Source organism: Mitsuaria sp. MSU3D, assembly GCF_056867975.1.
Genome location: NZ_CP200314.1, coordinates 4,477,908 through 4,500,564, shown reverse-complemented (window position 1 = coordinate 4,500,564; position 22,657 = coordinate 4,477,908). Strand labels below are relative to the sequence as shown.

Genomic DNA, 22,657 nt, shown 5'->3' with positions numbered 1-22,657 from the left:
GGCAAACCCTTCTGGAAAAGCATGCACATCGAAATCCGTTTGACAGCGTTCTTCTCGCATGGCGATGAGCGACGGTTCTTTGAAGGGCTGCGAGAGCTCGACTGCATCAAGGATTTCAAAGGTGTCGGCCGGGGCCTGGTGCTGAATGTCGAACTCAATCGACTCAGCAAGGAGCGTGTCTTCGAGTTGATGGCCTTGTTGTGGCGGTATGAGATCGATCTGAGCCCCTTGCGGGAACTCTCGAAGAAGGAGAAGTTCTCATGGATCTTGCGACCGGATTTCTATTGGCATGAGCGTCTGTGTCGATGAGGCGAGCTCGGAGATGCAAGGCCTTGAAACGATCTTCAGTGGGGCTCGCGTCGCGCAGGAACGGGTGAGACAACCATGATCATGAAGACAAGATTTCGTGAGGGTGCTTGGTTTGCCGCCGCCATCGCAGCGGCGTTGGTGTTCATCCCTCCGCTTTTTGCCCACAAGCTCGATGGATGGAATGCCGCCAAGGAGCTCCTGCCTGCCGAGCAGGCGCTGGTCGCCGCATGCGGCAAGGAGATGCGAGTGGACCTCAGCAGATGGTTCTATACGTACCAGTTCTCCGGCGACAAACGCCGAGGCGAAGTTTCGAGGGCGGGTGACCAGCCCGAGTTGCGATCGAGGCTTCACGGTCGAGCTGCGGAGCAGGTCCGATGCATGGAAAGTCACCAAACTCTCCATGACTTGAAGACGCTGCGCCCGATGGGCGCTGATCTCTTCCAGATCATCGACCTGCAGAGGGATTCCCTATGAGTTCAAGACTGATTGTCCTGGCGACCGCCGCCGCGCTGATCAGTTGTCGGCGCAAGGATGGTTTTCATTCCGCCGCTCTTTGCGGATAGGCTCGACGCTTGGGATGCTGCTTGTGTCAGCTTCATGGAGAAGGCACGCCAATGGATCGTCAGACGGGATTGAAATGGCTGCGTCGCGCGGCGAAGGGCGGTCATCGGGACGCGGCTCGCATGCTGACTGCGGCGACAGAACGCTCTGCGCCGGGCGGAAGTGACCTCGGCGGTGCGGCCGGTGCCGCCGCGGGCAGCGCAATGGTTGAGGCGGTCAAATACGGGAACGACTGCGGATGCAAGAAGTGAACAGATACATGAAACTCGCCGGGACGCTTGGACTCGGAATCTTGTTGATACTTGCTGGCGCAGGCGCGGTCCTCGTATTGCGGTGGGCCGTCGAGGCGATGGGCTATGTGGTACCGCCATTGCTATTCCTCGCCATCTTCTGCGGCGTTATCGGGCTGACGGTTTCGGCCGCAAACCAAATGTGGCTGAAACAGGGCCACCGACTGGGCTTCATCAAGCCAAAGAAGGCGCAGGACTGAGTGCGTGGGCTAATGAAGGGGATCGCAAAGACCCTACCCGTGCCAATGTTGGGCGTGGTGCTGGTTGCTGCCTTCCTGGTGGCATGCGGAGCCAGCGATGACGGGCGCAACCTGCCTGAAAGGTGCAATCTCGCCTTCGGTCAAAGGTCAATCGGCGAGATCGTGGAAAAGATTGGCGCCCCGCAGGAAGACGCGTCATCCAAGCAGTTCCTGAATTGGGTCGAGCCGACACCGGCCGGCAAGCACTTGCTGAAAATCATCTGCCCGATCAAATGCCAGGCCAGTGAAATGCCAACAATGGTGCTCTTCATCGTCCATCGCGGTGAGGACGACAAGCAGGTCCACCTGAAGGTGCTGTTCGAAGCCAAGTCGGGGACGGTTCGAGGGGCGGTGCAATGAAGAGGTATCTGCGCCTTCTCCTTGCCTTTGCCGCCGGTGTTGCACTACAGGTGTCGACCATGGTTTCGATCCATTTCCTTCAGATCTGGCTGCCTGCGAACGGCGTCATGGTGTCGGAGCAAGTCTTCCTGGGCGTTTCATGCGGGGCCATGGTTCTTGCATTCGCAGTAGGCGCGAAGTTGTGCTTGCGTGAGGCAAGGAGGCTCGGCCCGGCACGTCCCGGGCCAATGGACAGGATGAGATGAAGACCTCACGCGTTTCTCCTTTCTGCCGGGTCAGCCATGACTTGAAGACGCCTTGCGGGATGAGCGCTACGCTCCTCCAGATCATCGACCTGCAGAAGGAGCCCTCATGAGTTCGAGACTGTTCGCGCTGGCCACCGTGACCGCCGCCGCGCTGATGTCGTCGCTGGCCATGGCGCAGACGCCCGTCGTCGACGCCGCCGTCTCCGCGGCGGTGGCGGATGCGACACGACCTGCCAAGGACGTCCAGCAGGACGCCTCGCGGCGACCGGCGGACCTGGTCGCCTTCTCCAAGGTGAAGCCCGGCGACAAGGTCATCGACGCGGTGCCCGGCGGCGGGTACTGGACGCGGATCTTCTCGACGCTGGTGGGGCCCAAGGGCAAGGTCTACGCCTACGTGCCGAGTGAGTTCGCCGTCTTCAAGTCGAACCCGGCCGCCACCGCGAGGGCCATCACCGCGGAGCCCGGCCATGGGAACGTCGAACAGACCTCGAGCCCGCTCGCCGAGCAGCCGCCGGCGTCCATCCACAACACGCTCGACGTCTTTTGGACCTTCGAGAACTATCACGACTTCCACGACAGCTTCATGAAGGGCGCTGACGTGAACGCCTACAACAAGGCGGTCTTCAGCCTGCTGAAGCCGGGCGGGTACTACATCGTGGCCGACCATTCGGCCGTGGCGGGGTCAGGTCTGAAGCACACCGAAGACCTGCATCGGATCGACCGTGAGACGGTCAAGGCCGAAGTGGAGAAGGCCGGATTCGTGCTCGACGCGGAAACCGATGCGCTGGCCAATCCCGCCGACGACCGCACGCTGAAGGTGTTCGATCCGGCGATCCGGGGCAAGACCGATCGCTTCGTGCTGCGGTTCAGGAAACCGTGATCTCAAGGCAGCAGGACGATCTTGCCGATGGTCTGACGAGTCTCCAGGGCGCGGTGCGCCTGCGCGCCGTCGCGCAAGGCGAGGGTCTGAGAGAGACGCAACGTCACGACGCCTGATCGGATCCAGCTGAACAATTCCGTTGCGCGAGTCCGGCGCTCTTCGGCAGTGGTGAGCACGTTCCACAGATCACCACCGACGAGGGCCAGCGAGCGATCCATGAGCCGCCGGGGATCCACCGGCGCCGGGTCGCCCGCCGCCATGCCGTAGAACACGATCGTGCCGCCGGTGCGCGCGGCATCCAGGCTCTCGCGCAGCGTGGTGCCGACCGAGTCGTACACGACGTCCGCGCCGCGCCCGTCGGTGAGCGCCTTCACGGCCTGCAGCCACCCTTCGGTCGGGATCACCACGTCGGCGCCGGCCTCGCGCACGGCTTGTCGCTTGGCGTCGGTCGAGGCGATGCCGATGACGCGCGCGCCCAGGTGCTTCAGGATCTGCACGAGCAGCAGCCCGACACCGCCCGCCGCCGCATGCACGACGGCCCAGTCGCCAGCGCGCACCGCGTAGCTGTCGCGGCACAGGTACTGCGCCGTCAGGCCCTGCAGCAGGCAACCGGCGGCCGTCTCGAAGGACGTCTCGTCCGGCAGCGGAATGAGCCGGTCCACATCGACCGCGCAGAGTTCCGCGTTGGCGAACGGGCTGTCGGCGAAGCCGACGCGCTGACCGGGCCGCAGGCCGCTGCCCTCGGGCGCCGCGACGACCTCACCCGCGCCTTCGTAGCCCAGGATCCACGGCGGTGATCCCGCCAGGTGATAGTTGCCCTTGCGACGATAGACGTCCGCGAAGTTCAGGCCGACGGCGCGCATGCGAACGAGCGCCTGATCGGGGCCAGGAACGGGATCGGGCACCGCTTCGTAGCGGAGGACGTCGGCATCGCCGAATTGGTGAAAGACCAGTGCTTGCATGGCGCCCCCTTACAGTGATCGCGTCAGGCCGCCGTCGACGCGCAGGTTCTGGCCCGTGATGTAGCCGGCCCCTTCGGACGCCAGGAACGCGATCGTCGCGGCGATCTCGTCGCTGCGTCCGTAGCGCTGCATCGGCACGCCGTCGCGGCGTTCGTCCGTCGCGGGGAGGCTGTCGATCCAGCCTGGAAGCACGTTGTTCATGCGGATGTTGTCCGCCGCGTAGGTGTCCGCGAAGATCTTCGTGAAGGCGGACAGGCCCGCCCGAAACACGCCCGAAGTCGGGAACTGACCGGACGGTTCGACGGCCCACGCCGTCGAGATGTTGATGATCGTGCCGGACTTCTGCTGCTGCATCGTCGGCACCACGGCCCGGGACGCGCGCACGACGTTGAGGAGGTAGGTGTCCATGCCCCGATGCCAGTCGTCGTCGGAGAGCTCGAGCAGCGGACCGCGCGGGCCATGCCCCGCGCTGTTGACCAGCACGTCGATGCGGCCCCAGCGCGCCAGCACTTGATCGACGAGACCGCTCAGATCCGACGCGGATTGATTGGAACCGGTGACGCCGATGCCGCCCAGTTCGCGTCCGAGGGCTTCGCCCTTGCCCGACGAGGAGAGCACGGCGACGCGGAAGCCGTCCTGGGCGAGGCGGCGCGCCGCGGCGGCGCCCATGCCGCTGCCGCCCGCGGTGATGATGGCGACCCTTTCTACTGTCGTATCGGCTGTCATGGTGCTCTTCCTGTGTCGTGCCGCCGCCGGATGGCGCCTGCCCACGTGGGTCGATACGCTATCAGCGCCGTCTCGATCCGGCGAGTCCGTGCACCTACATCCATCCAGTAGAAAAGCTACAGTCCATCCATGAACACACCGCTGGTGGGGCTCCCGTCGCTGAAGGCGCTCCGGATCTTCGAGGTCGTGGCGCGGCACCTGAACTTCCGGCTCGCGGCCGAGGAGCTCGACGTGACGCAAGGCGCCGTGGCGCAGCAGATCCGTGCCCTCGAGGCCGACCTGAGCGTCAAGCTCTTCGAGCGGCATCCGCGCGGCCTGGCGCCGACCGGTGCCGGCGCGGCCTACGCGCGCCGCGTGCGCCTGGCCCTGGAAGAGATCGCCGACGCCACGCGCCTGCTGCGTCCTGGCGACCGGCACGTCACGATCAGCGTGGCCCCGACGATCGCCACCAAGTGGCTGCTGCCGCGATTGCCCCGCTTCACCGCGCGTCATCCTGATATCGACTTGCGTGTCCTCGCGACGGAACGCGTGTCCAGCTTCCACGCGGAAGGTGTCGACCTGTCGATCCGCTGTGGTCGTCCGCCGTTCGGCCCGGGTGTCGAGGCGCGGCTGCTGCTCGAGAACAACCTGATCGCCGTGGGCAGTCCGTCGCTGCTCGCCGGCGCGGCGGCCCTGACGCCGGAGCGGCTGGCGAGCTGTCCGCTGATCCACGACGGGCATGACTCCTGGCCGGCATTTCTCGCGCAGGCGGGCGTGGCGGCTTTGCCGTTGAAGGGCACCCGATTCAACCAGACGGGCCTGGCCATCGACGCGGCGATCGCCGGGCAAGGCCTGGCCCTCACGGGCAGATTCTTCATCGAGTCCGACCTGGCGGCCGGCCGCCTGGTGCAGGTGACGCCGCAGGTGCTGCACCTGGGCCTCGATTACTACCTCGTGTCGCCACGACGCGCTCGCGGGGACGCGCCGTTGGGGGATGTCGCCGCGTGGCTGGTCGAGGAGGCGGCGAGTGCTGCTCAAGGCTGCGTCGCATGAACGACAAGCTGCTTGCCCTCCGACTTTTTGCGCGCGTTGCGCGCACCGGGAGTTTCTCGGCCGCCGCGCGAGAACTGGACCTGTCCCAGCCTTCGGTCTCGCGGATCATCGCGGCGCTCGAGCAGGACGTGGGCGCGGCGCTGGTCACCCGCACGACGCGGGCGCTCACGCTGACGGATGCCGGCACGGACTATCTGGCGCGTGTCGAGGCAATCCTGGCCTCGCTCGAGGAGGCCGATCACGTGGCTCGCGGGTCGCTGGAACTGCGCGGCTCATTGCGGGTCGCCTTGCCTGCGAGCTTCGGCGTGCGCGAGATCGTTCCCTTGCTGCCGGGTTTCCTGACGCGCCATCCTCTGCTGAACGTCAACCTGTTGATGAACGATCAACGGCAGGACACGCTCAGGGAGGGCGTCGATGTTGCGTTGCGCCTCGGCGATCTGGCGGATTCGAGCGCGACCGCGCGCCTCATCGGTCGCACGCATCGCTTGATCGCGGCATCGCCGGCCTACCTGAGAGCCAACGGCACGCCCACGACGCCGGCCGACCTCGCGACTCACACGGCCATCGTCGGCCCTGCGGGAACGAGTGCCGCGGGCTGGTGGTTCCAGAAGGACGGCCGGGACATGACGATCCGCGTCGACAGCCGGCTGAGCGTGTCCGTGAACGAAGGCGCCGTCGCCGCTGCTGTGGCGGGGATGGGCGTCGTGACGACGGCGTTGTGGGGATGCCGCGCCGAACTCGCGACCGGCGCGCTCGTCCAGTTGCTTCCCGACTGGACCATGAAGGACGTCGAAGTCCACGGCATGTTCACGCCCGGCCGGCCGCCGAAGCCGTCGGCCCGGGCATTCGTCGAGTACCTGATCGCCGAACTGCCGCGCTAGCGCGGCAATCCAGACCTGATCAGGCGCGCTGTCCACCAGAGGCCGTGATCCGTTCGCCGGTCACCCAGGCCGAGTCGTCGGAGGCCAGGAACCGCGCCACGCGGGCGATGTCTTCCGGTTGGCCCGGGCGGCCGAACGGGATCGAGGCGATCACGGCCTCGACGGCCTCCTTCGGCCAACCCAGCGCGGCGATGCCTTCGGTGATGGTGGCGCCCGGCGCGATGCTGTTGACGCGGATCTTCTTCGGCGCGAGTTCGACCGAGGTCACGCGCGTGACGGCGTCGACGGCGCTCTTGGAGGCCGCGTAGATCGCCGAGTTGGGCATGTAGCCGACGCTGGCGATGGAGCTGATGTTGATGATGCTGCCGCCGTTCGGGCCGAAGTGCTTGGCGGCCTCCTGCGTCGCGGTGATCAGGCCCAGCACGTTGGTGTTGAACTCGCGATGGAACTCCTCCTCCGTGGCGTCCTGGACGGCACCGAAGGCGTAGACGCCCGCGTTGTTCACCAGAATGTCGAGCTTGCCGAAGGCGCGCTTGGACTCTTCGAACAGCCGGCGGATGTCGGCGGTCTTGGAGAAGTCGGCCTGGATGGCGACGGCCTTGCCGCCCGAGCTCTGGATGTCGGCGACCAGGGCGAGCGCGGCGTCCTTGCTGGTCGCGTAGTTCACGACGACCGAGGCGCCGGATTGGGCGAATAGCTTGGCGATGCCAGCGCCGATGCCTTTGGAGGCGCCGGTGACGATGGCGACCTTGTCGGTGAGTGTGGTCATGGATTCAATCTCTGGATGACGGCGCCGGGGTGGCGTCGGGATGAACTTTGGTTCATCGTCCAGTGAATGAGTAGGTGCGAGGACGACTAAGACTTATTCGTTGAGAGGGGTGAATCGTCTGCCGCCTCACGGTGGCGATGAGTCACCTTTCGCCTCAGTGACTGCGGCCATGCACTGCCGCTGGCGCCGCGCATCGTTAAGACTGGCGCGATGCCTATCCGAGGTGAGGTTTGAAGCTCGGGCTTGAGCGCTCAGGCTTGCAGCGAAGGCTGCTCCGCTTCATCCCCCCTTTTCTGCAGTCTGTCGCCCCCCGCTAGGGGAGAACGGGGGCGCTTGATATGGTGTGCTACATCAGCAACACACCGGCGCTTCCGCGCCCCGCGTCATGCACAGCTGGAACGATCAAGCGCCGATCTATCAGCAGCTCGCCGACCGACTGGCGTCGCAGCTGCTCGACGGCGATCCCCCCGAAGGCGAAGCGCTGCCATCCGTGCGCACGCTCGCCAGTCAGTACCTCATCAACCCGCTGACCGTCAGCCGCGCGCTGCAGGCCCTCGTCGACGAGGGCCTCGTCGAGAGCCGCCGCGGCCTGGGCATGTACGTCCGCGACGGCGCCCGCATCCGCTTGCTGCATACCGAGCGCGAGCAGTTCCTCCAGGAGGAATGGCCTCGGTTGCGGGAGAAACTTCGCCGCCTGGGCCTCCGGCCCCAGGACCTGAATTGGGAGGACGCATGAAGACGCTCATCGAGGCCAGCCACCTGAGCCTGAACTACGGTCGCAAGGCCGCGCTGCAGGACCTGACCTTCACCATCCCCGCCGGCCGCGTCGTCGGACTGCTCGGCCACAACGGCGCCGGCAAGACCACGCTGATGAAGACCCTCGTCGGCCTGAAGCGCGCCGAAGGCGAGCTCCGCGTGCTCGGCCTGGATCCGCATGCGGACCGCGCCCAGCTCCTGACCTCGCTCTGCTACATCCCCGACGTGGCCGTGCTGCCGCGCTGGGCCAAGGTCTCCGAGCTGATCCGGCTGATGGCCGGCCTGCAGCCCGCGTTCTCCGCCGACCGCGCCCGGCAACTGCTCAAGCGCACCTCGGTCACCGAGAACGACAAGGTCAAGCAGCTCTCCAAGGGCATGGTCACGCAGCTGCACCTGGCGCTGATCGCGGCCATCGACGCGAAGCTGATGATCCTCGACGAGCCGACGCTCGGCCTGGACGTGATGTCGCGCAAGAGCTTCTACGAGATGCTCATCGACGAGTGGTGCGACGGCGAGCGCTCGGTGCTCATCTCCACCCACCAGGTCGAGGAAGTCGAGACCCTGCTGTCCGATGTGCTGATGCTCGACGAGGGCAAGCTGGTGTTGAACATCTCGCTGGCGGAGATGGACGAGCGCTTCGTCGCGCTGTCCCATGACCCCGACGCCGCCGAGCTGGTCGCCGCCAACCATCCGCTGCTGCGCTACCGCGTCCAGGGCCGGCCCGCCGCGCTCTTCGACGGCGTGCCGCCCGATGCCGTCGCGCATCTGGGCCAGCGCGTGCGCCCCAGCCTGGTCGACCTGTTCATGGCGCTGACCCGCAAGCCCGAGCGCCAGGCCACCGAAGCCTGATAGCCCCTCTACCAAGGACCCTCCCATGACGCTCTTCAACACGCTGCTGCTGCGCGAGTGGCTGCAATACAAGCGGGCCTGGATCGGCCTGGTGCTGGCGCCCGTGCTGGTGCTGCTGGCGCTGGTGCCGTTCAGCCAGGTGGATGGCATCGACGTGCCGAGCCCCGAGCCGGTGGCGCTGATCGCCGGCCTGCTGACCGTCGGCCTGGTGCTGGCGCTGGCCCTGGCCGTGTCCGTCTACCAGCTGATGGGCCTGGCCCGCCGCGACCAGCAGGACCGCTCGATCGAGTTCTGGTCCTCGCTGCCCGGCAGCCATGCGGCCAGCATCGGCGCGCCGATCGTTGCCCACGGCATCCTGGTGCCCGTCGTCGCCACGCTGCTGGCCCTGGTCGGCGGCGCGATCGTCGGGTCCGCGATGGCGTTCAAGGAATTCGGCCTGGCCGCGCTGCAGCAGACGCAGTGGTCGGCGCTCTTTGCGGCTACCTTGTGGCTCGGGCTGCGGCTGGCGGTCGGGCTGGTACTCGCGGCGCTCTGGCTCTCGCCGATCGTGCTCGCGCTGATGGCGGCCTCGGCCTGGCTCAAGCGCTGGGGCGCGCCGCTGCTCGTCATCGCGGTCGCGGCCTTCCTCAACATCTACAAGAACGAAACCGCCGCCGAGGTGCTGCGCAACGCGCTGATCACGCAGGTCGCCGGGGTCGGCGCATCGCTGGTCCAGACCGGGACCAGGCTGGTGATCGACTCGGACCGCGAGGGCCATCTCAACATGCAGGACTTCTTCGACATGCTCTACCGCTTCCCGGACTACGCCCGGGAGGGGCTGCCGCAGGTGCTGCAAGCCGCGTGGCATCCGCAGTTCGTCGGCGGTCTGGTGATCGCGGGCCTGTGCTTCTGGCTGCTGGTCCTGCAGCGCAAGCGCAGCCTCTGAGCAGACAGGAAGCGCCCGCCCAGGGCGCTTCCTTCATCCCATCGTCGGGAAGGGACTGACGCCGATGATCAGCCGGTGCAGCCCCATGACGAGCGCGATCCAGGCGACCACGCCGATCGCGACCGAGATCGCCGTCCCCGTGGCGGTCCCCGCGGGCGGCGGCGGAGCGCCACGGCGCCGGGCCGATCGGAAGTCCAGGATCGCCCAGGCCAGGAAGGCGCCGAACAGCACGAGGTCCGCGACGGTGTTGTTGGCCAGCAGGTGACCGAAGGCCCACAGCTTCACGGACAGCAGCATCGGGTGATGCAGCTTCGCCTTGATGTGGTTGCGGGGCACCTGCGAGGCCGCCAGCAGGATCAGCGAGGGCAGCATCAGCAGCCCGGCCAGATGGTTCATGCCGCGAGGCGTCGCCCACAGCGGGTGCGGATCGAGCCGCGCCTGCCCGTAGCCCCAGATGATCAGCAGCAGGCCGATCACGGAGAGGGCGGTGTAGCTGAGCTTCCAGCGTTTCTCGCCCCAGGCGGCGAGGCGGGCGTCGCGCCAGGCCGGCGCGACGATGCGGACCGAATGCGGCCCGAGGAAGAGAATCAGTCCGAGGATGAGTGCCCACATGGTGAAGTCGCTCCTTTGCGGCGCGGACTATGCGCCTGCCGGGAGGACATCACCAGTGCCTGGCGGATCAAGAGACCCTTGTCGCGGACGGCTGGAATGCGGGAGAAGCCGGCGTCGTGGCGGCCGGCTCTCCGGTCGGGGCCTGGACCTGGCGCAGATCGCCTTCGGCATGGTCGAGCCACGCCATGGCCGCCAGCAGGGCCAGCACCGCGACGGCGATGCCGATCGCGGGCAGCAGCAGGCGCCGCCAGCGGTGGGCGGCAATGGGCGGCTGCGCGGGCACCGGCGGTGCGGCGCCGTGGAGACGGGCAGGGGCTTTCATGGCGGAACTCCGGTGGACGTGGAGGTCGCCGCGGCGCTCAGGGGAGCACGGCGCCGAGACCCCACAGCAGCGACGGATAGACCGCGCCCCAGGCCACCGCGAGGATCGCGAGGGCCTTCATGCCGACGAAGATCGGCGGGACGTACTTGGCGGTGACGGTGGGCTTCGACATGGTGCGCTCCTTGAGCTGGCGACTCATGAATTGCAAACGGCGTGCCAGCTCGGCGCGTTGACGGGCGCGGGCGTCGAAAACATGACGTTACTCACGCATCACGAGACCGACATGGTCCGCGCGGCCGGGCTCACGCGCGCTTCACGCCGCGAGCTTGCCGCGGCGAGCGTCACGCGCTCCGGTCCACCCGGAGCGCCAGCAGCACCGAGGTGTGCGTCTTGATCACGCCCTCGATGTCGCCGATCTCGTCGAGCAGCGCATCCAGTCGCGCCGTGCTGTCGGCGCGCAGCGTGGCCATGTAGTCGAACTCGCCGCTGACCGACGCGAGCTGGCGCAACTCGGGCAGTCGCGAGAGTCGCTTCACCACCTCGCGCCCGGCGCGGGGCTGCACCGTGATGCCGACGAAGGCCTGCACGCCGCGCTCGACCGCCTCGCCGCCCAGACGCACCGTGTAGCCGGCGATCAACCCCTCGGCCTCCAGGCGCGCCAGCCGCGCCACCACGGTGGTGCGGGCCACGCCCAACTTGCGTGCAAGGTCGGCGGTGCTTTCCCGCGCATTCGCCTGCAGCAGCGCGATCAGGTCGCGGTCGGTTCGGTCGCGCAGGGTCGCGGGCGACGAGGGGAGCGATTCGGACGCCGGATCGGGCGCGGTCTTCCTGGCATTCATGGGCGGGACCTTCGACAGGCTGTGACGGAGTGCTCGGGATAAACCCTCGTTTTCGCCGGAATGAATGATTCGGCTGACGAATCGTCAGTATCGACCTGTTTTCCGTCGAACTCGTGCTTTCTTTCGTCAGCGGAGGTTCCGACACTGCCCGCATCGCATCTGAAACCTCATCCGCACAGGATCACAAGGAGTACGACATGAAAGTGGCACTGCTGGGCGCCGGACACATCGGCCAGACCATCGCGCGACTGCTGCAGGGCAGCGGGGACTATCAGGTTACCGTGATGGACAAGAACGCCGGCGCGCTGAAGCTGCTGGCCGGCCAGGGCCTCGCGACGAAGACCGTCGACACGGAGGACAAGGCCCAGCTGGCCGCCGCGCTGCGCGGCAACGACGTGGTCGTGAACGCGCTGCCGTACCACCTGGCCATCACCGCCGCGCACATGGCGCTGGAAGCCGGCTGCCACTACTTCGACCTGACCGAGGACGTGGCCGCAACCAAGGAGATCAAGCGCATCGCCGAAGGCGCGAAGACCGCCTTCATGCCGCAATGCGGCTTGGCGCCGGGCTTCATCGGCATCGTCGCGCACCACCTGGCCAAGCGCTTCGACTCGCTGAGCGACGTCAAGATGCGTGTCGGCGCGCTGCCCGCGTTTCCGACCAATGCGCTGAAGTACAACCTGACCTGGTCGGTCGACGGCCTGATCAACGAGTACTGCCATCCCTGCGAGGCGATCCACGACGGCGCCCTGATCGCCGCGCTGCCGCTGGAAGGCCTGGAGCACTTCTCGCTGGACGGCACGGAGTACGAGGCCTTCAACACCTCCGGCGGCCTGGGCACGCTGTGCGAGACCTGGGAGAACAAGGTCCGCAACCTGGACTACAAGACCGTCCGTTATCCGGGGCATCGCGACCTGATGATGTTCCTGCTGGACGACCTGGCGCTGAAGAACGACCAGGAGAAGCTCAAGGACATCATGCGCAAGAGCATGCCCGCGACGATGCAGGACGTGGTGCTCGTGTTCGTGACCGTGTCGGGCATGAAGAACGGCGTGCTGATGCAGGAAGTCTTCGCCCGCAAGATCTTCGCGGAGCGCGACGGCGCGCAGCCGCTGTCGGCGATCCAGATCACCACCGCCGCCGGCATCTGCGCCGCCGTCGACCTGTTCCGCGAAGGCAAGCTGCCGCAGTCGGGCTTCGTCCGTCAGGAAGAAGTGGCGCTGCCCGATTTCCTCGCGAATCGCTTCGGCAAGGCGTATCAGCAGTCGCGTCAGGTTGAATCGATTGGTTGATCGATCGATTCGATCGGCTCATCGCACGACCCGCCTGAACGGCTGAAGGAGAATTCCCCGATGACTTCCACCACCACCGACTTGCTGGCCGCCCTGGGCGTGCCGGCCGCCGCCGTCACCGGCGGCTCCATGACCGTCCGCAGCCCCATCGACGGCGCCGTGATCGGCGCGGTCCACGAGGCCAAGGCCGCCGACATGACCGCCGCGATCGCGAACGCGCAGCAGGCCTTCCTGGCCTGGCGCACCGTGCCGGCGCCCAAGCGCGGCGAACTCGTGCGCCTGTTCGGCGAGGAGCTGCGCGCCAACAAGGCGGCACTGGCCCGCCTGGTCTCGCTGGAAGCCGGCAAGGTGACCAGCGAAGGCGAAGGCGAAGTGCAGGAGATGATCGACATCTGCGACTTCGCCGTCGGCCTGTCGCGTCAGCTGCACGGCCTGACGATCGCCAGCGAGCGCCCCGGCCACCGCATGATGGAGCAGTACCTGCCGCTGGGCGTGGTGGGCATCATCTCGGCGTTCAACTTCCCCGTCGCGGTGTGGGCCTGGAACTCGGCGCTCGCGCTGGTCTGCGGCGACACCTGTGTCTGGAAGCCCAGCGAGAAGACCCCGCTGACGGCGCTCGCCACGCAGGCGCTGTTCGAGAAGGCCGTCGCCCGTTATGAAGGCGCGCCGAAGTTCCTGTCGCAGGTCCTGATCGGCGGCGCCGGTGTCGGCGAGGCGATGGTCGACGATGCGCGCGTGGCGCTGGTCTCCGCGACCGGCTCGACGCGCATGGGCCGCGCGGTCGGCCCGCGCGTCGCGGCGCGTTTCGGCCGCTGCCTGCTGGAGCTGGGCGGCAACAACGCCATCGTCGTCACGCCGAGCGCGGACCTGGACCTCGCCGTGCGCGGCATCCTGTTCGGCGCCTACGGCACGGCCGGCCAGCGTTGCACAACGACCCGCCGCGTGATCGCGCATGAATCGATCCATGACGAGCTCGTCGCCCGCCTGGACCGCGCCCGCGCGCAGCTCAAGATCGGCAGCCCGGTCGAGCCCGGCAACCTGATCGGCCCGCTGATCGACAAGGCCGCCTTCGACGCGATGCAATCGGCGCTGGCCGCTGCGCGCGAGCAGGGCGGCGAGGTCAGCGGCGGCGAACGCGCGCTGGCGTCGCAATATCCGGAGGCGTTCTACGCGGTGCCGGCGCTGGTCCGCATGCCGGCGCAGTCGGCCATCGTGAAGCACGAGACCTTCGCCCCCATCCTGTACACGCTGAAGTACAAGACGCTGGACGAGGCGATCGCGCTGCAGAACGACGTGCCGCAGGGCCTGTCCTCGGCGATCTTCACCAACGACATCCGGGAAGCCGAAACCTTCGTCAGCGCCAGCGGTTCCGATTGCGGCATCGCCAACGTGAACATCGGCACCTCGGGCGCGGAGATCGGCGGCGCCTTCGGCGGCGAGAAGGAGACCGGCGGCGGTCGCGAATCCGGATCGGACGCGTGGAAGGCCTACATGCGCCGCACGACCAACACGGTCAACTATTCGCGCGAGCTGCCGCTGGCGCAGGGTGTGAAGTTCGATGTCTGATCTGACGGCGGAATTGAAGGCCCGCGTGGCCGAAGCCGCCGGCAGCGGCGTCTTCCAGGTGTTGAGAGCCGCGCTCGGCGAAGAGGCGGCCTCCGCCGCCTTCGCCCGAGTGCAGGTGGTGCCGGGCCTGCGGCGTCCCGCGGGCGAGCGCGTGTCGCGCGCCGAGCTGGCGCAGGCGCTGAACATGGCGCTCTTCCTCGACGTCACCGATCGCGTGCCGATGGCCGCTGCGTACGTGGCCGACCTGCAGCGCGACGGGCAACAGCTGGTCTTCGACCACGGCGCGCTGCGCACGGTGGCGTGGCCGTCCGGCGCGCTGCCGCCAGGAGAGGCCGCGATCACGCGCGTGCTGCGTCCGCTGGGCTTCACGATGGCGGCGACTTATCCGCTGCCGCGCCTGAAGATGACCGGCCGCGCCTGGCGCCACGCCGACTTCCCCGAGGACATCGCGCAGTTCTTCGTCTCGGAGCTGCATCCGGAGCGCTTCTCCGGCAGTTTCCAGGGCGCGGTGACGCGGGTGCTGGCGACGTCGCAGGATCCGCTGACACCGGGCGATCTGGCGCTGCTGGAACAGCTCGCGCGCGACGGCGATCTGCCGACGGTGTCCGCGGTGGCGCTCCTTCCCCAGCTGGTCGGCTGCTTCGCGCGGCAGCATGCGCTGTTCGAGGCGGACGACTACCAGGTGCTGCTCGCCGAGTCGGCCGAGATGGCCTGGATCGCGACCGAAGGCAACGCCTTCAACCACGCGACCGATCGCGTGGCCGACATCGAGTCGGTGGTTGCGGCGCAGCGCGCGCTCGACCGGCCGGTGAAGGACGCGATCGAGACCTCCGCGACCGGGCGCGTGCGCCAGACCGCGTTCAAGGCGGCGCGCGTGATGCGCGAGTTCCTCGATCGCGGCCAGCGCGTGATGCTCGAAGTGCCGGGCAGTTTCCACGAATTCATCCAGCGCGCGCCTCTCGATGAGTCCGGTGCGCTGGACCTGGCCTTCGACGCGGGCAACGCGACCGGCATCTTCAAGATGACGGCGGGCGCGGCCAAGGACGCCGACACGACGGGCGAGGCCGCGGCGTGCTGAGCTTCCAGGCCGGCGGCTTCCTCGCGGAGGCCATCGCCGTCTGCGGCGAAGCATTCGTCCAGGTGGGCGCGGACATCGAGCCACGCTTCCTGCAACCGGCGCGTTATGCCGCGGGGCGGGCCGCCGCGCTCGTGCGTCCGGGCAGTCGCGACGAGGCGGCGCGCGTGCTGGCGCTCGCGGCCGCTTGCGGGCTTCGTGTGGTGGTGCAGGGCGCGCACACCGGGCTGGTCCGCGCGGCCACGCCGGATGATGCGCACGGCGAGGTGCTGCTCAGCACCGAGCGGCTGCGCGAGGTCTTCGAACTCGACCTGCTCGATCGCACGCTGCGCGTGTCGTCGGGCTTCCGGCTGTCGGAGATCAACGAGCGTCTTGAGCCGCACGGCGTGTGGTTCCCCGTCGACCTCAGCGCCGATCCGTCGATCGGCGGCATGGTCGCTCACAACACCGGCGGCACGCGGATGCTGCGCTACGGTGACGTGCGCGCCAACACGCTGGCACTGGAGGTTGTGCTGGCGGAGCCGGCGGGTCAGGTCTTGCGTCTGGGGCAGGGGCTGCAGAAGGACAACTCGGCGCTGGCGCTCGGACAGCTGTTCATCGGCTCGTCCGGCAGCCTGGGGCTGGTCAGCGAGGTGACGATCAAGCTCGCGCCCTTGCCGCGCCAGCGGGCCGTGGCGCTGGTGGCGCCGGCATCGCTGGCCGAGGTGTTCCCGCTGTACGCCGACGTGATGCAGCATTGGGGCGGGCTGGTCTCGGCCTTCGAAGGCATCAGCCGCGCGGCGCTCGAGGCCGGGTTGCATGGCCAGGATGTCGCGCGCTGGTTCGAAGGGCAACTGCCAGACTACGCCATGCTGATCGAACTCAGCAGCGAGCTGCCGGCGGATCAACTTGCGCTCGACGGACTGCTGCAGGGCTGGCTCGAGGGCGAGTTCGAATCCGGACGGGTGCGCGATGCCGTGCTCGATGCCGACGAGGCGATCTGGGGACTGCGCCATCGCATCAGCGAAGGACTGCGGGTGCAGGGCAAGGTGATCGGGCTCGATCTCTCGCTGCCGCGCAAGCACTTCATGGCGTTCCGCGAGCGCGGGGCGGCGTGGCTGGCCGAGCGCTTCCCGCAGGTCCGGCTGGCCGACTTCGGCCACCTGGGCGATGGCGGGATGCACTTCAACATGGTGTGGCCGGCGACGGCTGGCGCGCTCACGCCGGAGCAAGAACTGACCCTGCGCGAAGGCCTGTACGCGCTGATCGCGGAGCTGGGTGGATCGATCAGTGCGGAGCACGGGGTCGGGCCTCAACTGCAGGCGGCGTACCGGGCGCATTGGGAGCGGGTGGAGCCGGGGATGCTGGATTGGGCGAGGAGAGTACAGGTGTTGTGGGATCCGCACGCCCGTCTTGGAAAAGTGAGTTGGGGTGGTTGAATCGCTTGTCAGTGTTCAAAACCATGCTAAAGTCCGATTCCTCGCTGCAACGGAAGTTGTGACGGGGAAGAAATCCTGAAAGCCCAGGTGGCGGAATTGGTAGACGCACTAGTTTCAGGTACTAGCGGGTAACTCCGTGGAGGTTCGAGTCCTCTCCTGGGCACCAAATCTGAAAAGCCGGCTTCTAGCCGGCTTTTCTCATTCTGAGGCCCAGGAAGTGATGTCCGGGGGACATCACGGGAGGACTCGAATGGTTTGGACCGTGAGGTCCAAACCGGGGTCGCGCTTGCGTGACCGAGTCCTCTCCAGCGGGGTCGGCGAGCGGTGCTGAGGTGCTCCGGGGCTCCCCTCCCACGCCGACCGTTTCCCTATGGCAAAGTCGGGCGAGCCTTCCGGACCCATATGCCGCCACGTAAACCCGCCACCATCATCGACGTTGCCCGAGAAGCGGGGGTCTCCATCAAGACGGTATCCCGGGTTCTGAATCAGGAGCCCGGCGTCCACACGGAAACCCGCGAGGCGGTCCTGAAGGTCGTCGCCGACCTCAAATATCGCCCGAAGCAATCCGCCCGCAGCCTCGCCGGCGGCCGCTCCTTCCTGATCGGCCTGCTGTACTACGACCCGTCCGCGGCCTTCGTCGGCGGTGTCCAGCAAGGCGCGACGCTGCGCTGCCGCGAGGCCGGCTACCACCTGGTCGTCGAGTCCCTCCACAACGACGCGCCTGACCTCGCGATGCAGGTTGACCGCATGGTCTCCGCGCTGCGCCCCGACGGCATGATCCTCACGCCCCCGCTGTGCGACCACCCCCAGGTCCTGGCCGCCTTGCGCGAGAGCCAGACCCCTTGCGTGCTGATCTCCCCTGCCGCCGACCAGCCCGACCACCCGAGCGTCCGCATGGACGACGTCCACGCCGCCGAGGAGATCACCAACCTGCTGATCAGTCTGGGACACACCCGCATCGCGATCATCAAGGGGGCGAAGGAGCAGGTCGCTTCCAAGCGCCGGTACCAGGGCTACCTGTCCGCGTTGAAGGCGCACAAGCTGCCGCTGGACAAGGACCTGGTGGTGCAGGGCGACTTCACCTTCGACGCCGGTGTCGAGGCCGCCTATCAGCTGCTGAGCCGTCGCCAGCGTCCGACCGCGGTCTTCGCGAGCAACGACGACATGGCGCTGGGCGTGCTCGCCGCGGCGCAGCGCCTCGGCCTGGCGGTGCCGGGCGATCTCTCGATCGCCGGCTTCGACGACACACCCGCCGCCGCGCGCGTGTGGCCGCCCTTGACGACGGTGCGCCAGCCGATGGACGACATGGCGCGCGTCGCCGTGGACCTGCTGATCGGCGCGCCGCGCGATGCCGAGCCGGATGCGGAAGCCGACGAGGCCGCCAAGCCCCGGCACCGCGTCCTGCCGCATGAACTGGTCGTGCGCGACTCCACCGCGGTGCTCGGCACAACCACCGCGCCGCGCCTCAAGAAGCCCTGAGCGCTTCGAGCGCCCGAGGCCCGTCCTCGCGACGTGCCTTCAGGCGGCCCGCCGTCCCGTCCGCGCGAGGAGTTGCTCGATCAACACCCGATGCGGCGGCAGATCCCGCAGCGCATGCGCGCCGAGTTGCGCGATCGTCGCGAACTCCCGCCGGGCCTCCTCGCTGCGCATCAGTGCGGCAGCGCCGGTCCCGAGCTGGGTCTCGAATTCCATCCCGTAGAGCACGTACTGCCAGCTCGCCGGCAGGTACATCTCGACGTCGGTGATGAAGTCCAGCCGCTGCGGCGGCCGGCAGCGCCACATCGCGAGCTTCTCCTTCAGCGAGTCCGTGAACGACGCCGGATCCGCGTTGTCGCGCCAGAACGTGGTGTCCGTGCGCCGCGTCAGTCCGTAATGCAGCTTGATGAAGTCGACGATCCGCGCGTAGCGTTCCTTCATGAACGCGTTGAAGTGCTTCGCCACCGGCGCTGTGTCGCCGTTGAACGGGAACAGCTGCCCGATCAGATAGGCCGCCGTCTCGATGAGCCCGATGCCCGAGGACTCCAACGGCTCCAGGAACCCACCCGACAGGCCGACCGCCACGCAGTTCTTCACCCACTGCGTCTCGCGGTAGCCGATGTTGAGCGCGAGCTTGCGCGGCGTCAGCGCGTCCGACGCCGGGCCGATGTAGCGCCGCAGCGCGCGTTCCGCCTCGTCGTCGTCGCAGTACCGGCTGCTGTAGACGTGACCGATCCCGCGGCGCTCCTGCAGCCCGATGTCCCAGATCCAGCCGTGGTCCTGCGCGCTCGCGATCGTGTACGACGCGATCGGCGCATCGGGCTTCGCATACGGCACCTGCATCGCGAGCGCGCTGTCGACGAACAGCACGTCGCTCATCGACTTGAACGGTGAACCCAGCGCCTCGCCGATCAACCGCGCGCGGAAGCCGCTGCAATCGACATAGAGCCCGGCCGTCAGCGTGCCGGCCTCCTTCGTGTGCACCGCGGCGATCGCGCCTTGTTCATCGAGGTCCACGCGATCCACCGTCGCGATCACGCGCTTCACGCCGAGCGCCTGCCCGTGCTCCGCCAGCAGCGCGGCGAAGCGCCCCGCGTCGAAGTGATACGCATAGTTCAGCGGCCCGAGGAAGTCCCCGTCGCTCGCGCGTTTCGGTCCATGCCGGGCATCGGCCACCGCCTTCTGCAGCGTCACCGCCTCCGCGAACGCGCGCCCCTCGCCGGCCTCGCCCATCAGCCAGTACGGCAGCAGTTCCGGCGCGCCGGGGCGCTGGCTCGGCTGGCTGAACGGATGGAAGTAGTGATCGGCGCCGGGCGTCCCCGGCGGCCGCACCCAATGCTCGAAACGGATGCCCTGCTTGTACGTCGCCGAACAGGCCTCGAGGAATTCCGCCTCGGCGATGCCGATCGCCGACAGCGTGCCGCGGATCGACGGGAAGGTCCCTTCGCCCACGCCGATGATGCCGATGTCGCTGGACTCCACCAGCGTGATGCGGACGCCGCCGTGCGTGGTGCCGAGCTGTCGCGCGAGGAACGCGGCGGTCAGCCAGCCGGCCGTGCCGCCGCCGACGATGAGGATGTCCTGGATGGGCTGCATGCGCTTGTCTCCTGATGTTGTGGGGCGCGGTCCGATCTACGGGTAAATGATAGTGAGCAAAATGACAACGATGTCAATCGACCCGTTGACAGCGTTGTCATGCGTTGCCTACGATGCACTCAAATTACAAGAACAAGACCCGGAACAGAGCTTCGTATCGAAAGCCCACCAGGAGACAACATGACTGACCGCCTCATCCGCCGGCCGCGCCTCGGCCTGTCCACGCCTGTCCAGATCGCGGTCCTCGCGCTGATGGCCGGCGCCGCCCACGCCCAATCGACCGAAGCTCCCGCGCCTGCGCCGCAGGCCGAAAGCAGCAGCTCCGCGTCCTCGACCGACGCCAAGGAGAACAAGGCGTTGCCGCAGGTCGTCGTCACGGCGACCAAGCGCAGCACCTCGCTGCAGAAGACCCCGATCGCGGTGACCGCGATCAGCGCGTCGACCATCGACGACGCCCACGTCAAGAGCATGCTCGACGTGTTCAACCTCGTGCCCAGCATGCAGGGCACCGGGCAGGGCGACCACGGCATCGTGAGCATCACGCTGCGCGGCATCGGCAACGACTCCGCCAAGACCGAATACGCCGACCCCGAGGTCGCGCTGTTCGTCGACGGCGTCTTCGCGCCGCGGCCCGAGGGCGCCGCGACCATGCTGTTCGACCTGGACGGCATCGAAGTGCTGCGCGGCCCGCAGGGCACGCTGTGGGGACGCAACTCCACCGTCGGCACGATCAACATGAAGACGGCCAAGCCGGTGTTGAAGGACAACACCGGCTACGTCGAGCTCGGCACCGGCAGCTACAACCGCCTGGGCGCGAAGGGCGCGATCAACATCCCGCTGGGCGACACGCTCGCCGCGCGCGTGGCCTTCATCCACGAGCAGCACGACGGCTACGTCGACTACCAGAAGCCCACGCAGTACACGCTGGCGCAGCAGCAGGCGGCGTACAACGCGGGCAACACGGGCGGCACCTTCCCGCCGTTCCAGCCGATCAACTACAACCTGTTCACCACCGGCGGACCGAAGTACAACGCGCAGGACCAGACCGCCGCGCGCCTGAGCTTCCTTTGGCAGCCGATCAAGGCCTTCCGCTGGGACGTGTCGGTCGAGCAGTTCGCCGACCGTGGCACGCCGGCGATGAGCCTGATGCAGACGCCGCGCGAAGGCCAGAAGTTCTGGTCCGCGCTGATCGACACGGCGCCGTCGCTCAAGCGCGACTCCACGTCGATCCGCAGCCGCGCCGAGTACGACATGGGCGGCATGTCGCTGGCCTACGTCGCGGGCTACACGCACTTCAAGGGCTCGGGCACCTACGACCAGGACCTCGGCGTGCAGATGCCGACCAGCTTCACGACCGGCGCCAACCACCAGGAAGACAACACCGTCTGGACCAGCTACCGCAGCCAGAGCCATGAGCTGACGCTGCAGAGCACGCAGAAGCAGACCATCGACTGGGTGCTGGGCCTGTACTACGCGGCCGAGGACAACGGCATCCGCTTCGACATCCCGATCATGAACGGGACGCAGCAGGGCACGGTGAGCTGGCAGGGCTCGTTCATCCAGCCCAAGGAGACGGTCGATTCGAAGGCCGCCTTCGGCCAGGCGACCTGGAACCTGACCGACGCGTTCCACCTGACCGGCGGCCTGCGCTACACGCACGACGACCGCAAGAACATCGGCGGCCGCGGCTGGACCTGGGCATACAACGCGGCGGCGCCGCAGATCCCGCTCAATCCGACGATCGATCCCACCGATCCGGCCAACGGCTACCAGGCGGGCAACATCAACGACGCGCACTACAAGGGCAGCAAGACCACCTGGCTGGCGCGCGCGACCTACGACATCGACAAGAACTCGATGGCCTACGGCAGCGTGTCCACCGGCTACAAGTCCGGCGGCACCGGCGACGGCGGCCTGCCCTACGGTCCGGAGACGCTCACCAACTACGAGGTCGGCTACAAGACTTCGCTGCTGGACGGCCGCATGACCTTCAACGTCAGCGCGTACCACATGAAGTTCAAGGACTTCCAGTTCAGCGCGCCGGTCATCGTCAACGGCAACCGCCAGTTCGCGTACTCCAACGCGGAGGGCGCGAAGGTGTCCGGTCTCGAGCTCGAGACCGCCTGGATGATCACCAACGACGACAAGCTGATGCTGTCGGCCTCGTACACGAAGACCAAGCTCGGCGCGCTGGTGGCCGCGTCCAACGACTACCAGCTGCCGACCTGCTTCGACCCGACGCTGGGCGGCACCTGCCTGAACGTCACCGGCAACGAGCTGCCGCACGCGCCGAAGGTGGCGATCCAGCTGATGTACGAACACGTCTTCCCGCTCGCCAACGGCGATCAGGTCGCGCCGCGCATCAGCTACCACTACCAGTCGGCCAACTGGCTGTCGGTGTTCAACCTGGGCGAGGGCGATCGTCAGAAGGCGTATTCGACGGCGGACATCAGCGTGCGCTACTCGTCGAAGAAGAACTGGTACGTCGACGGCTTCGTGCGCAACGTCTCGGACGAGAAGATCAAGACCAGCGCCGGCAGCGCGGTCAGCTTCGCCAATCCGGTCTGGACCGCGCAGTACGCGGCGCCCCGCACCTTCGGCGTGAACGCAGGCTACAACTTCTGAGCGCTGTGCCGACTGTCCACCTGAACCGGCGATCGGCAGCGTGCGCGCTGCT

General features: G+C 67.5%; 24 protein-coding genes and 1 tRNA gene. 17 read left to right on the top strand and 8 right to left on the bottom strand.

Going from position 1 to position 22,657, the window contains the following annotated elements; genetic code table 11:
• Window positions 1–21 precede the first annotated feature (21 nt).
• From AC1VNM_RS19795 to AC1VNM_RS19775, 5 genes are all read left to right on the top strand, one after another.
• Window positions 22–309: a hypothetical protein gene (locus tag AC1VNM_RS19795; RefSeq protein ID WP_377159578.1), complete on the top strand. Its 288-nt coding sequence runs from the start codon at window positions 22–24 to the stop codon at window positions 307–309.
• A 75-nt stretch (window positions 310–384) separates the two neighbouring features.
• Window positions 385–783 carry a hypothetical protein gene (locus AC1VNM_RS19790; protein WP_483108026.1) on the top strand — a complete coding sequence of 133 codons (399 nt, stop codon included), beginning with the start codon at window positions 385–387 and terminating at the stop codon, window positions 781–783.
• 325 nt (window positions 784–1,108) lie between these two features.
• Window positions 1,109–1,360: a hypothetical protein gene (locus AC1VNM_RS19785; protein WP_483108025.1), complete on the top strand. Its 252-nt coding sequence runs from the start codon at window positions 1,109–1,111 to the stop codon at window positions 1,358–1,360.
• Window positions 1,361–1,399: 39 nt separating this feature from the next.
• Window positions 1,400–1,759 carry a hypothetical protein gene (locus tag AC1VNM_RS19780; RefSeq protein ID WP_483108024.1) on the top strand — a complete coding sequence of 120 codons (360 nt, stop codon included), beginning with the start codon at window positions 1,400–1,402 and terminating at the stop codon, window positions 1,757–1,759.
• 351 nt (window positions 1,760–2,110) lie between these two features.
• Complete coding sequence (locus tag AC1VNM_RS19775) at window positions 2,111–2,884, top strand: class I SAM-dependent methyltransferase (protein ID WP_483108023.1); 774 nt, start codon at window positions 2,111–2,113, stop codon at window positions 2,882–2,884.
• A gap of 2 nt (window positions 2,885–2,886) precedes the next feature.
• Here AC1VNM_RS19775 and AC1VNM_RS19770 read toward each other — a convergent pair whose 3' ends face one another.
• Window positions 2,887–3,846, bottom strand: coding sequence for a quinone oxidoreductase family protein (locus AC1VNM_RS19770; protein ID WP_483108022.1), 960 nt, complete (start codon window positions 3,844–3,846; stop codon window positions 2,887–2,889).
• Window positions 3,847–3,855: 9 nt separating this feature from the next.
• A complete protein-coding gene (locus AC1VNM_RS19765) occupies window positions 3,856–4,572 on the bottom strand; it encodes an SDR family oxidoreductase (protein ID WP_483108021.1) in 717 nt (238 codons plus the stop codon).
• A 129-nt stretch (window positions 4,573–4,701) separates the two neighbouring features.
• Between AC1VNM_RS19765 and AC1VNM_RS19760 the strand changes: the two genes are divergently transcribed.
• Both AC1VNM_RS19760 and AC1VNM_RS19755 read left to right on the top strand, forming a co-directional pair.
• A complete protein-coding gene (locus AC1VNM_RS19760) occupies window positions 4,702–5,604 on the top strand; it encodes a LysR substrate-binding domain-containing protein (RefSeq protein ID WP_483108020.1) in 903 nt (300 codons plus the stop codon).
• Window positions 5,601–6,485, top strand: coding sequence for a LysR family transcriptional regulator (locus AC1VNM_RS19755; protein WP_483108019.1), 885 nt, complete (start codon window positions 5,601–5,603; stop codon window positions 6,483–6,485). The genes AC1VNM_RS19760 and AC1VNM_RS19755 overlap by 4 nt, the downstream gene beginning before the upstream one ends.
• Window positions 6,486–6,504: 19 nt before the next feature.
• Here the strand turns inward: AC1VNM_RS19755 and AC1VNM_RS19750 are convergent, their stop codons facing one another.
• The gene (locus AC1VNM_RS19750; protein ID WP_431100470.1) at window positions 6,505–7,254 is read right to left on the bottom strand and encodes a glucose 1-dehydrogenase; all 750 of its coding nucleotides are present in this window, start codon (window positions 7,252–7,254) and stop codon (window positions 6,505–6,507) included.
• 385 nt (window positions 7,255–7,639) lie between these two features.
• On the opposite strand from AC1VNM_RS19750, the gene AC1VNM_RS19745 reads away from it, so the two are divergent.
• From AC1VNM_RS19745 to AC1VNM_RS19735, 3 genes are read left to right on the top strand one after another with little or no spacing between them, the layout of a single operon-like run.
• Window positions 7,640–7,990, top strand: coding sequence for a GntR family transcriptional regulator (locus AC1VNM_RS19745; RefSeq protein ID WP_377159628.1), 351 nt, complete (start codon window positions 7,640–7,642; stop codon window positions 7,988–7,990).
• Window positions 7,987–8,859, top strand: coding sequence for an ABC transporter ATP-binding protein (locus AC1VNM_RS19740; protein WP_377159630.1), 873 nt, complete (start codon window positions 7,987–7,989; stop codon window positions 8,857–8,859). Before AC1VNM_RS19745 ends, AC1VNM_RS19740 begins: the two co-directional genes overlap by 4 nt.
• A 25-nt stretch (window positions 8,860–8,884) precedes the next feature.
• A complete protein-coding gene (locus AC1VNM_RS19735) occupies window positions 8,885–9,784 on the top strand; it encodes a hypothetical protein (RefSeq protein WP_377159632.1) in 900 nt (299 codons plus the stop codon).
• Between the two features lie 33 nt (window positions 9,785–9,817).
• On the opposite strand, the gene AC1VNM_RS19730 is transcribed toward AC1VNM_RS19735, so the two are convergent.
• The 4 genes from AC1VNM_RS19730 to AC1VNM_RS19715 form a co-directional block, all read right to left on the bottom strand.
• A complete protein-coding gene (locus tag AC1VNM_RS19730; RefSeq protein WP_483108018.1) occupies window positions 9,818–10,396 on the bottom strand; it encodes an NnrU family protein in 579 nt (192 codons plus the stop codon).
• A 67-nt stretch (window positions 10,397–10,463) separates the two neighbouring features.
• Window positions 10,464–10,718 (bottom strand): hypothetical protein, encoded by a 255-nt coding sequence (locus tag AC1VNM_RS19725; RefSeq protein ID WP_483108017.1) that lies wholly within the window; start codon window positions 10,716–10,718, stop codon window positions 10,464–10,466.
• A gap of 37 nt (window positions 10,719–10,755) precedes the next feature.
• Complete coding sequence (locus AC1VNM_RS19720; RefSeq protein ID WP_483108016.1) at window positions 10,756–10,890, bottom strand: hypothetical protein; 135 nt, start codon at window positions 10,888–10,890, stop codon at window positions 10,756–10,758.
• Between the two features lie 169 nt (window positions 10,891–11,059).
• On the bottom strand, window positions 11,060–11,557 hold the full coding sequence (locus tag AC1VNM_RS19715) for an Lrp/AsnC family transcriptional regulator (RefSeq protein ID WP_377159640.1): 498 nt from the start codon (window positions 11,555–11,557) through the stop codon (window positions 11,060–11,062).
• Between the two features lie 197 nt (window positions 11,558–11,754).
• Here AC1VNM_RS19715 and AC1VNM_RS19710 point away from each other — a divergent pair, with 197 nt between their 5' ends.
• The 6 genes from AC1VNM_RS19710 to AC1VNM_RS19685 all read left to right on the top strand — a co-directional run bounded on the left by AC1VNM_RS19710 (window position 11,755) and on the right by AC1VNM_RS19685 (window position 18,387).
• On the top strand, window positions 11,755–12,849 hold the full coding sequence (locus tag AC1VNM_RS19710; protein ID WP_483108015.1) for a saccharopine dehydrogenase family protein: 1,095 nt from the start codon (window positions 11,755–11,757) through the stop codon (window positions 12,847–12,849).
• A 60-nt stretch (window positions 12,850–12,909) separates the two neighbouring features.
• A complete protein-coding gene (gene amaB, locus AC1VNM_RS19705; RefSeq protein ID WP_431100466.1) occupies window positions 12,910–14,415 on the top strand; it encodes an L-piperidine-6-carboxylate dehydrogenase in 1,506 nt (501 codons plus the stop codon).
• Entirely contained in the window at window positions 14,408–15,493 is a 1,086-nt protein-coding gene (locus AC1VNM_RS19700; protein WP_483108014.1) for a 2-oxoadipate dioxygenase/decarboxylase family protein, read from the top strand. Before amaB ends, AC1VNM_RS19700 begins: the two co-directional genes overlap by 8 nt.
• Window positions 15,487–16,908 (top strand): FAD-binding oxidoreductase, encoded by a 1,422-nt coding sequence (locus AC1VNM_RS19695; protein WP_483108013.1) that lies wholly within the window; start codon window positions 15,487–15,489, stop codon window positions 16,906–16,908. Before AC1VNM_RS19700 ends, AC1VNM_RS19695 begins: the two co-directional genes overlap by 7 nt.
• 81 nt (window positions 16,909–16,989) lie before the next feature.
• Window positions 16,990–17,074 (top strand) — tRNA-Leu (locus AC1VNM_RS19690).
• A 236-nt stretch (window positions 17,075–17,310) separates the two neighbouring features.
• Window positions 17,311–18,387 (top strand): LacI family DNA-binding transcriptional regulator, encoded by a 1,077-nt coding sequence (locus tag AC1VNM_RS19685; protein WP_377159648.1) that lies wholly within the window; start codon window positions 17,311–17,313, stop codon window positions 18,385–18,387.
• 39 nt (window positions 18,388–18,426) lie between these two features.
• Here the strand turns inward: AC1VNM_RS19685 and AC1VNM_RS19680 are convergent, their stop codons facing one another.
• Window positions 18,427–19,980, bottom strand: a complete 1,554-nt coding sequence (locus tag AC1VNM_RS19680; RefSeq protein WP_483108012.1) for a tryptophan halogenase family protein — start codon at window positions 19,978–19,980, stop codon at window positions 18,427–18,429.
• A 180-nt stretch (window positions 19,981–20,160) separates the two neighbouring features.
• On the opposite strand from AC1VNM_RS19680, the gene AC1VNM_RS19675 reads away from it, so the two are divergent.
• The gene (locus AC1VNM_RS19675) at window positions 20,161–22,605 is read left to right on the top strand and encodes a TonB-dependent receptor (RefSeq protein WP_377159652.1); all 2,445 of its coding nucleotides are present in this window, start codon (window positions 20,161–20,163) and stop codon (window positions 22,603–22,605) included.
• Window positions 22,606–22,657 lie beyond the last annotated feature (52 nt).

Excerpts from the sequence above, each read along its gene's own strand:
- AC1VNM_RS19755 (WP_483108019.1), top strand. The coding sequence starts at position 5,601 with ATGAACGACAAGCTGCTTGCCCTCCGACTTTTTGCGCGCGTTGCGCGC.
- AC1VNM_RS19795 (WP_377159578.1), top strand. The coding sequence starts at position 22 with ATGCACATCGAAATCCGTTTGACAGCGTTCTTCTCGCATGGCGATGAG.
- AC1VNM_RS19740 (WP_377159630.1), top strand. The coding sequence starts at position 7,987 with ATGAAGACGCTCATCGAGGCCAGCCACCTGAGCCTGAACTACGGTCGC.
- AC1VNM_RS19715 (WP_377159640.1), bottom strand. The coding sequence starts at position 11,557 with ATGAATGCCAGGAAGACCGCGCCCGATCCGGCGTCCGAATCGCTCCCC.
- AC1VNM_RS19725 (WP_483108017.1), bottom strand. The coding sequence starts at position 10,718 with ATGAAAGCCCCTGCCCGTCTCCACGGCGCCGCACCGCCGGTGCCCGCG.
- AC1VNM_RS19775 (WP_483108023.1), top strand. The coding sequence starts at position 2,111 with ATGAGTTCGAGACTGTTCGCGCTGGCCACCGTGACCGCCGCCGCGCTG.
- amaB (WP_431100466.1), top strand. The coding sequence starts at position 12,910 with ATGACTTCCACCACCACCGACTTGCTGGCCGCCCTGGGCGTGCCGGCC.
- AC1VNM_RS19770 (WP_483108022.1), bottom strand. The coding sequence starts at position 3,846 with ATGCAAGCACTGGTCTTTCACCAATTCGGCGATGCCGACGTCCTCCGC.
- AC1VNM_RS19790 (WP_483108026.1), top strand. The coding sequence starts at position 385 with ATGATCATGAAGACAAGATTTCGTGAGGGTGCTTGGTTTGCCGCCGCC.
- AC1VNM_RS19745 (WP_377159628.1), top strand. The coding sequence starts at position 7,640 with ATGCACAGCTGGAACGATCAAGCGCCGATCTATCAGCAGCTCGCCGAC.
- AC1VNM_RS19735 (WP_377159632.1), top strand. The coding sequence starts at position 8,885 with ATGACGCTCTTCAACACGCTGCTGCTGCGCGAGTGGCTGCAATACAAG.
- AC1VNM_RS19680 (WP_483108012.1), bottom strand. The coding sequence starts at position 19,980 with ATGCAGCCCATCCAGGACATCCTCATCGTCGGCGGCGGCACGGCCGGC.
- AC1VNM_RS19785 (WP_483108025.1), top strand. The coding sequence starts at position 1,109 with ATGCAAGAAGTGAACAGATACATGAAACTCGCCGGGACGCTTGGACTC.
- AC1VNM_RS19700 (WP_483108014.1), top strand. The coding sequence starts at position 14,408 with ATGTCTGATCTGACGGCGGAATTGAAGGCCCGCGTGGCCGAAGCCGCC.
- AC1VNM_RS19685 (WP_377159648.1), top strand. The coding sequence starts at position 17,311 with ATGCCGCCACGTAAACCCGCCACCATCATCGACGTTGCCCGAGAAGCG.
- AC1VNM_RS19765 (WP_483108021.1), bottom strand. The coding sequence starts at position 4,572 with ATGACAGCCGATACGACAGTAGAAAGGGTCGCCATCATCACCGCGGGC.
- AC1VNM_RS19710 (WP_483108015.1), top strand. The coding sequence starts at position 11,755 with ATGAAAGTGGCACTGCTGGGCGCCGGACACATCGGCCAGACCATCGCG.
- AC1VNM_RS19730 (WP_483108018.1), bottom strand. The coding sequence starts at position 10,396 with ATGTGGGCACTCATCCTCGGACTGATTCTCTTCCTCGGGCCGCATTCG.
- AC1VNM_RS19760 (WP_483108020.1), top strand. The coding sequence starts at position 4,702 with ATGAACACACCGCTGGTGGGGCTCCCGTCGCTGAAGGCGCTCCGGATC.
- AC1VNM_RS19720 (WP_483108016.1), bottom strand. The coding sequence starts at position 10,890 with ATGTCGAAGCCCACCGTCACCGCCAAGTACGTCCCGCCGATCTTCGTC.
- AC1VNM_RS19750 (WP_431100470.1), bottom strand. The coding sequence starts at position 7,254 with ATGACCACACTCACCGACAAGGTCGCCATCGTCACCGGCGCCTCCAAA.
- AC1VNM_RS19675 (WP_377159652.1), top strand. The coding sequence starts at position 20,161 with ATGACTGACCGCCTCATCCGCCGGCCGCGCCTCGGCCTGTCCACGCCT.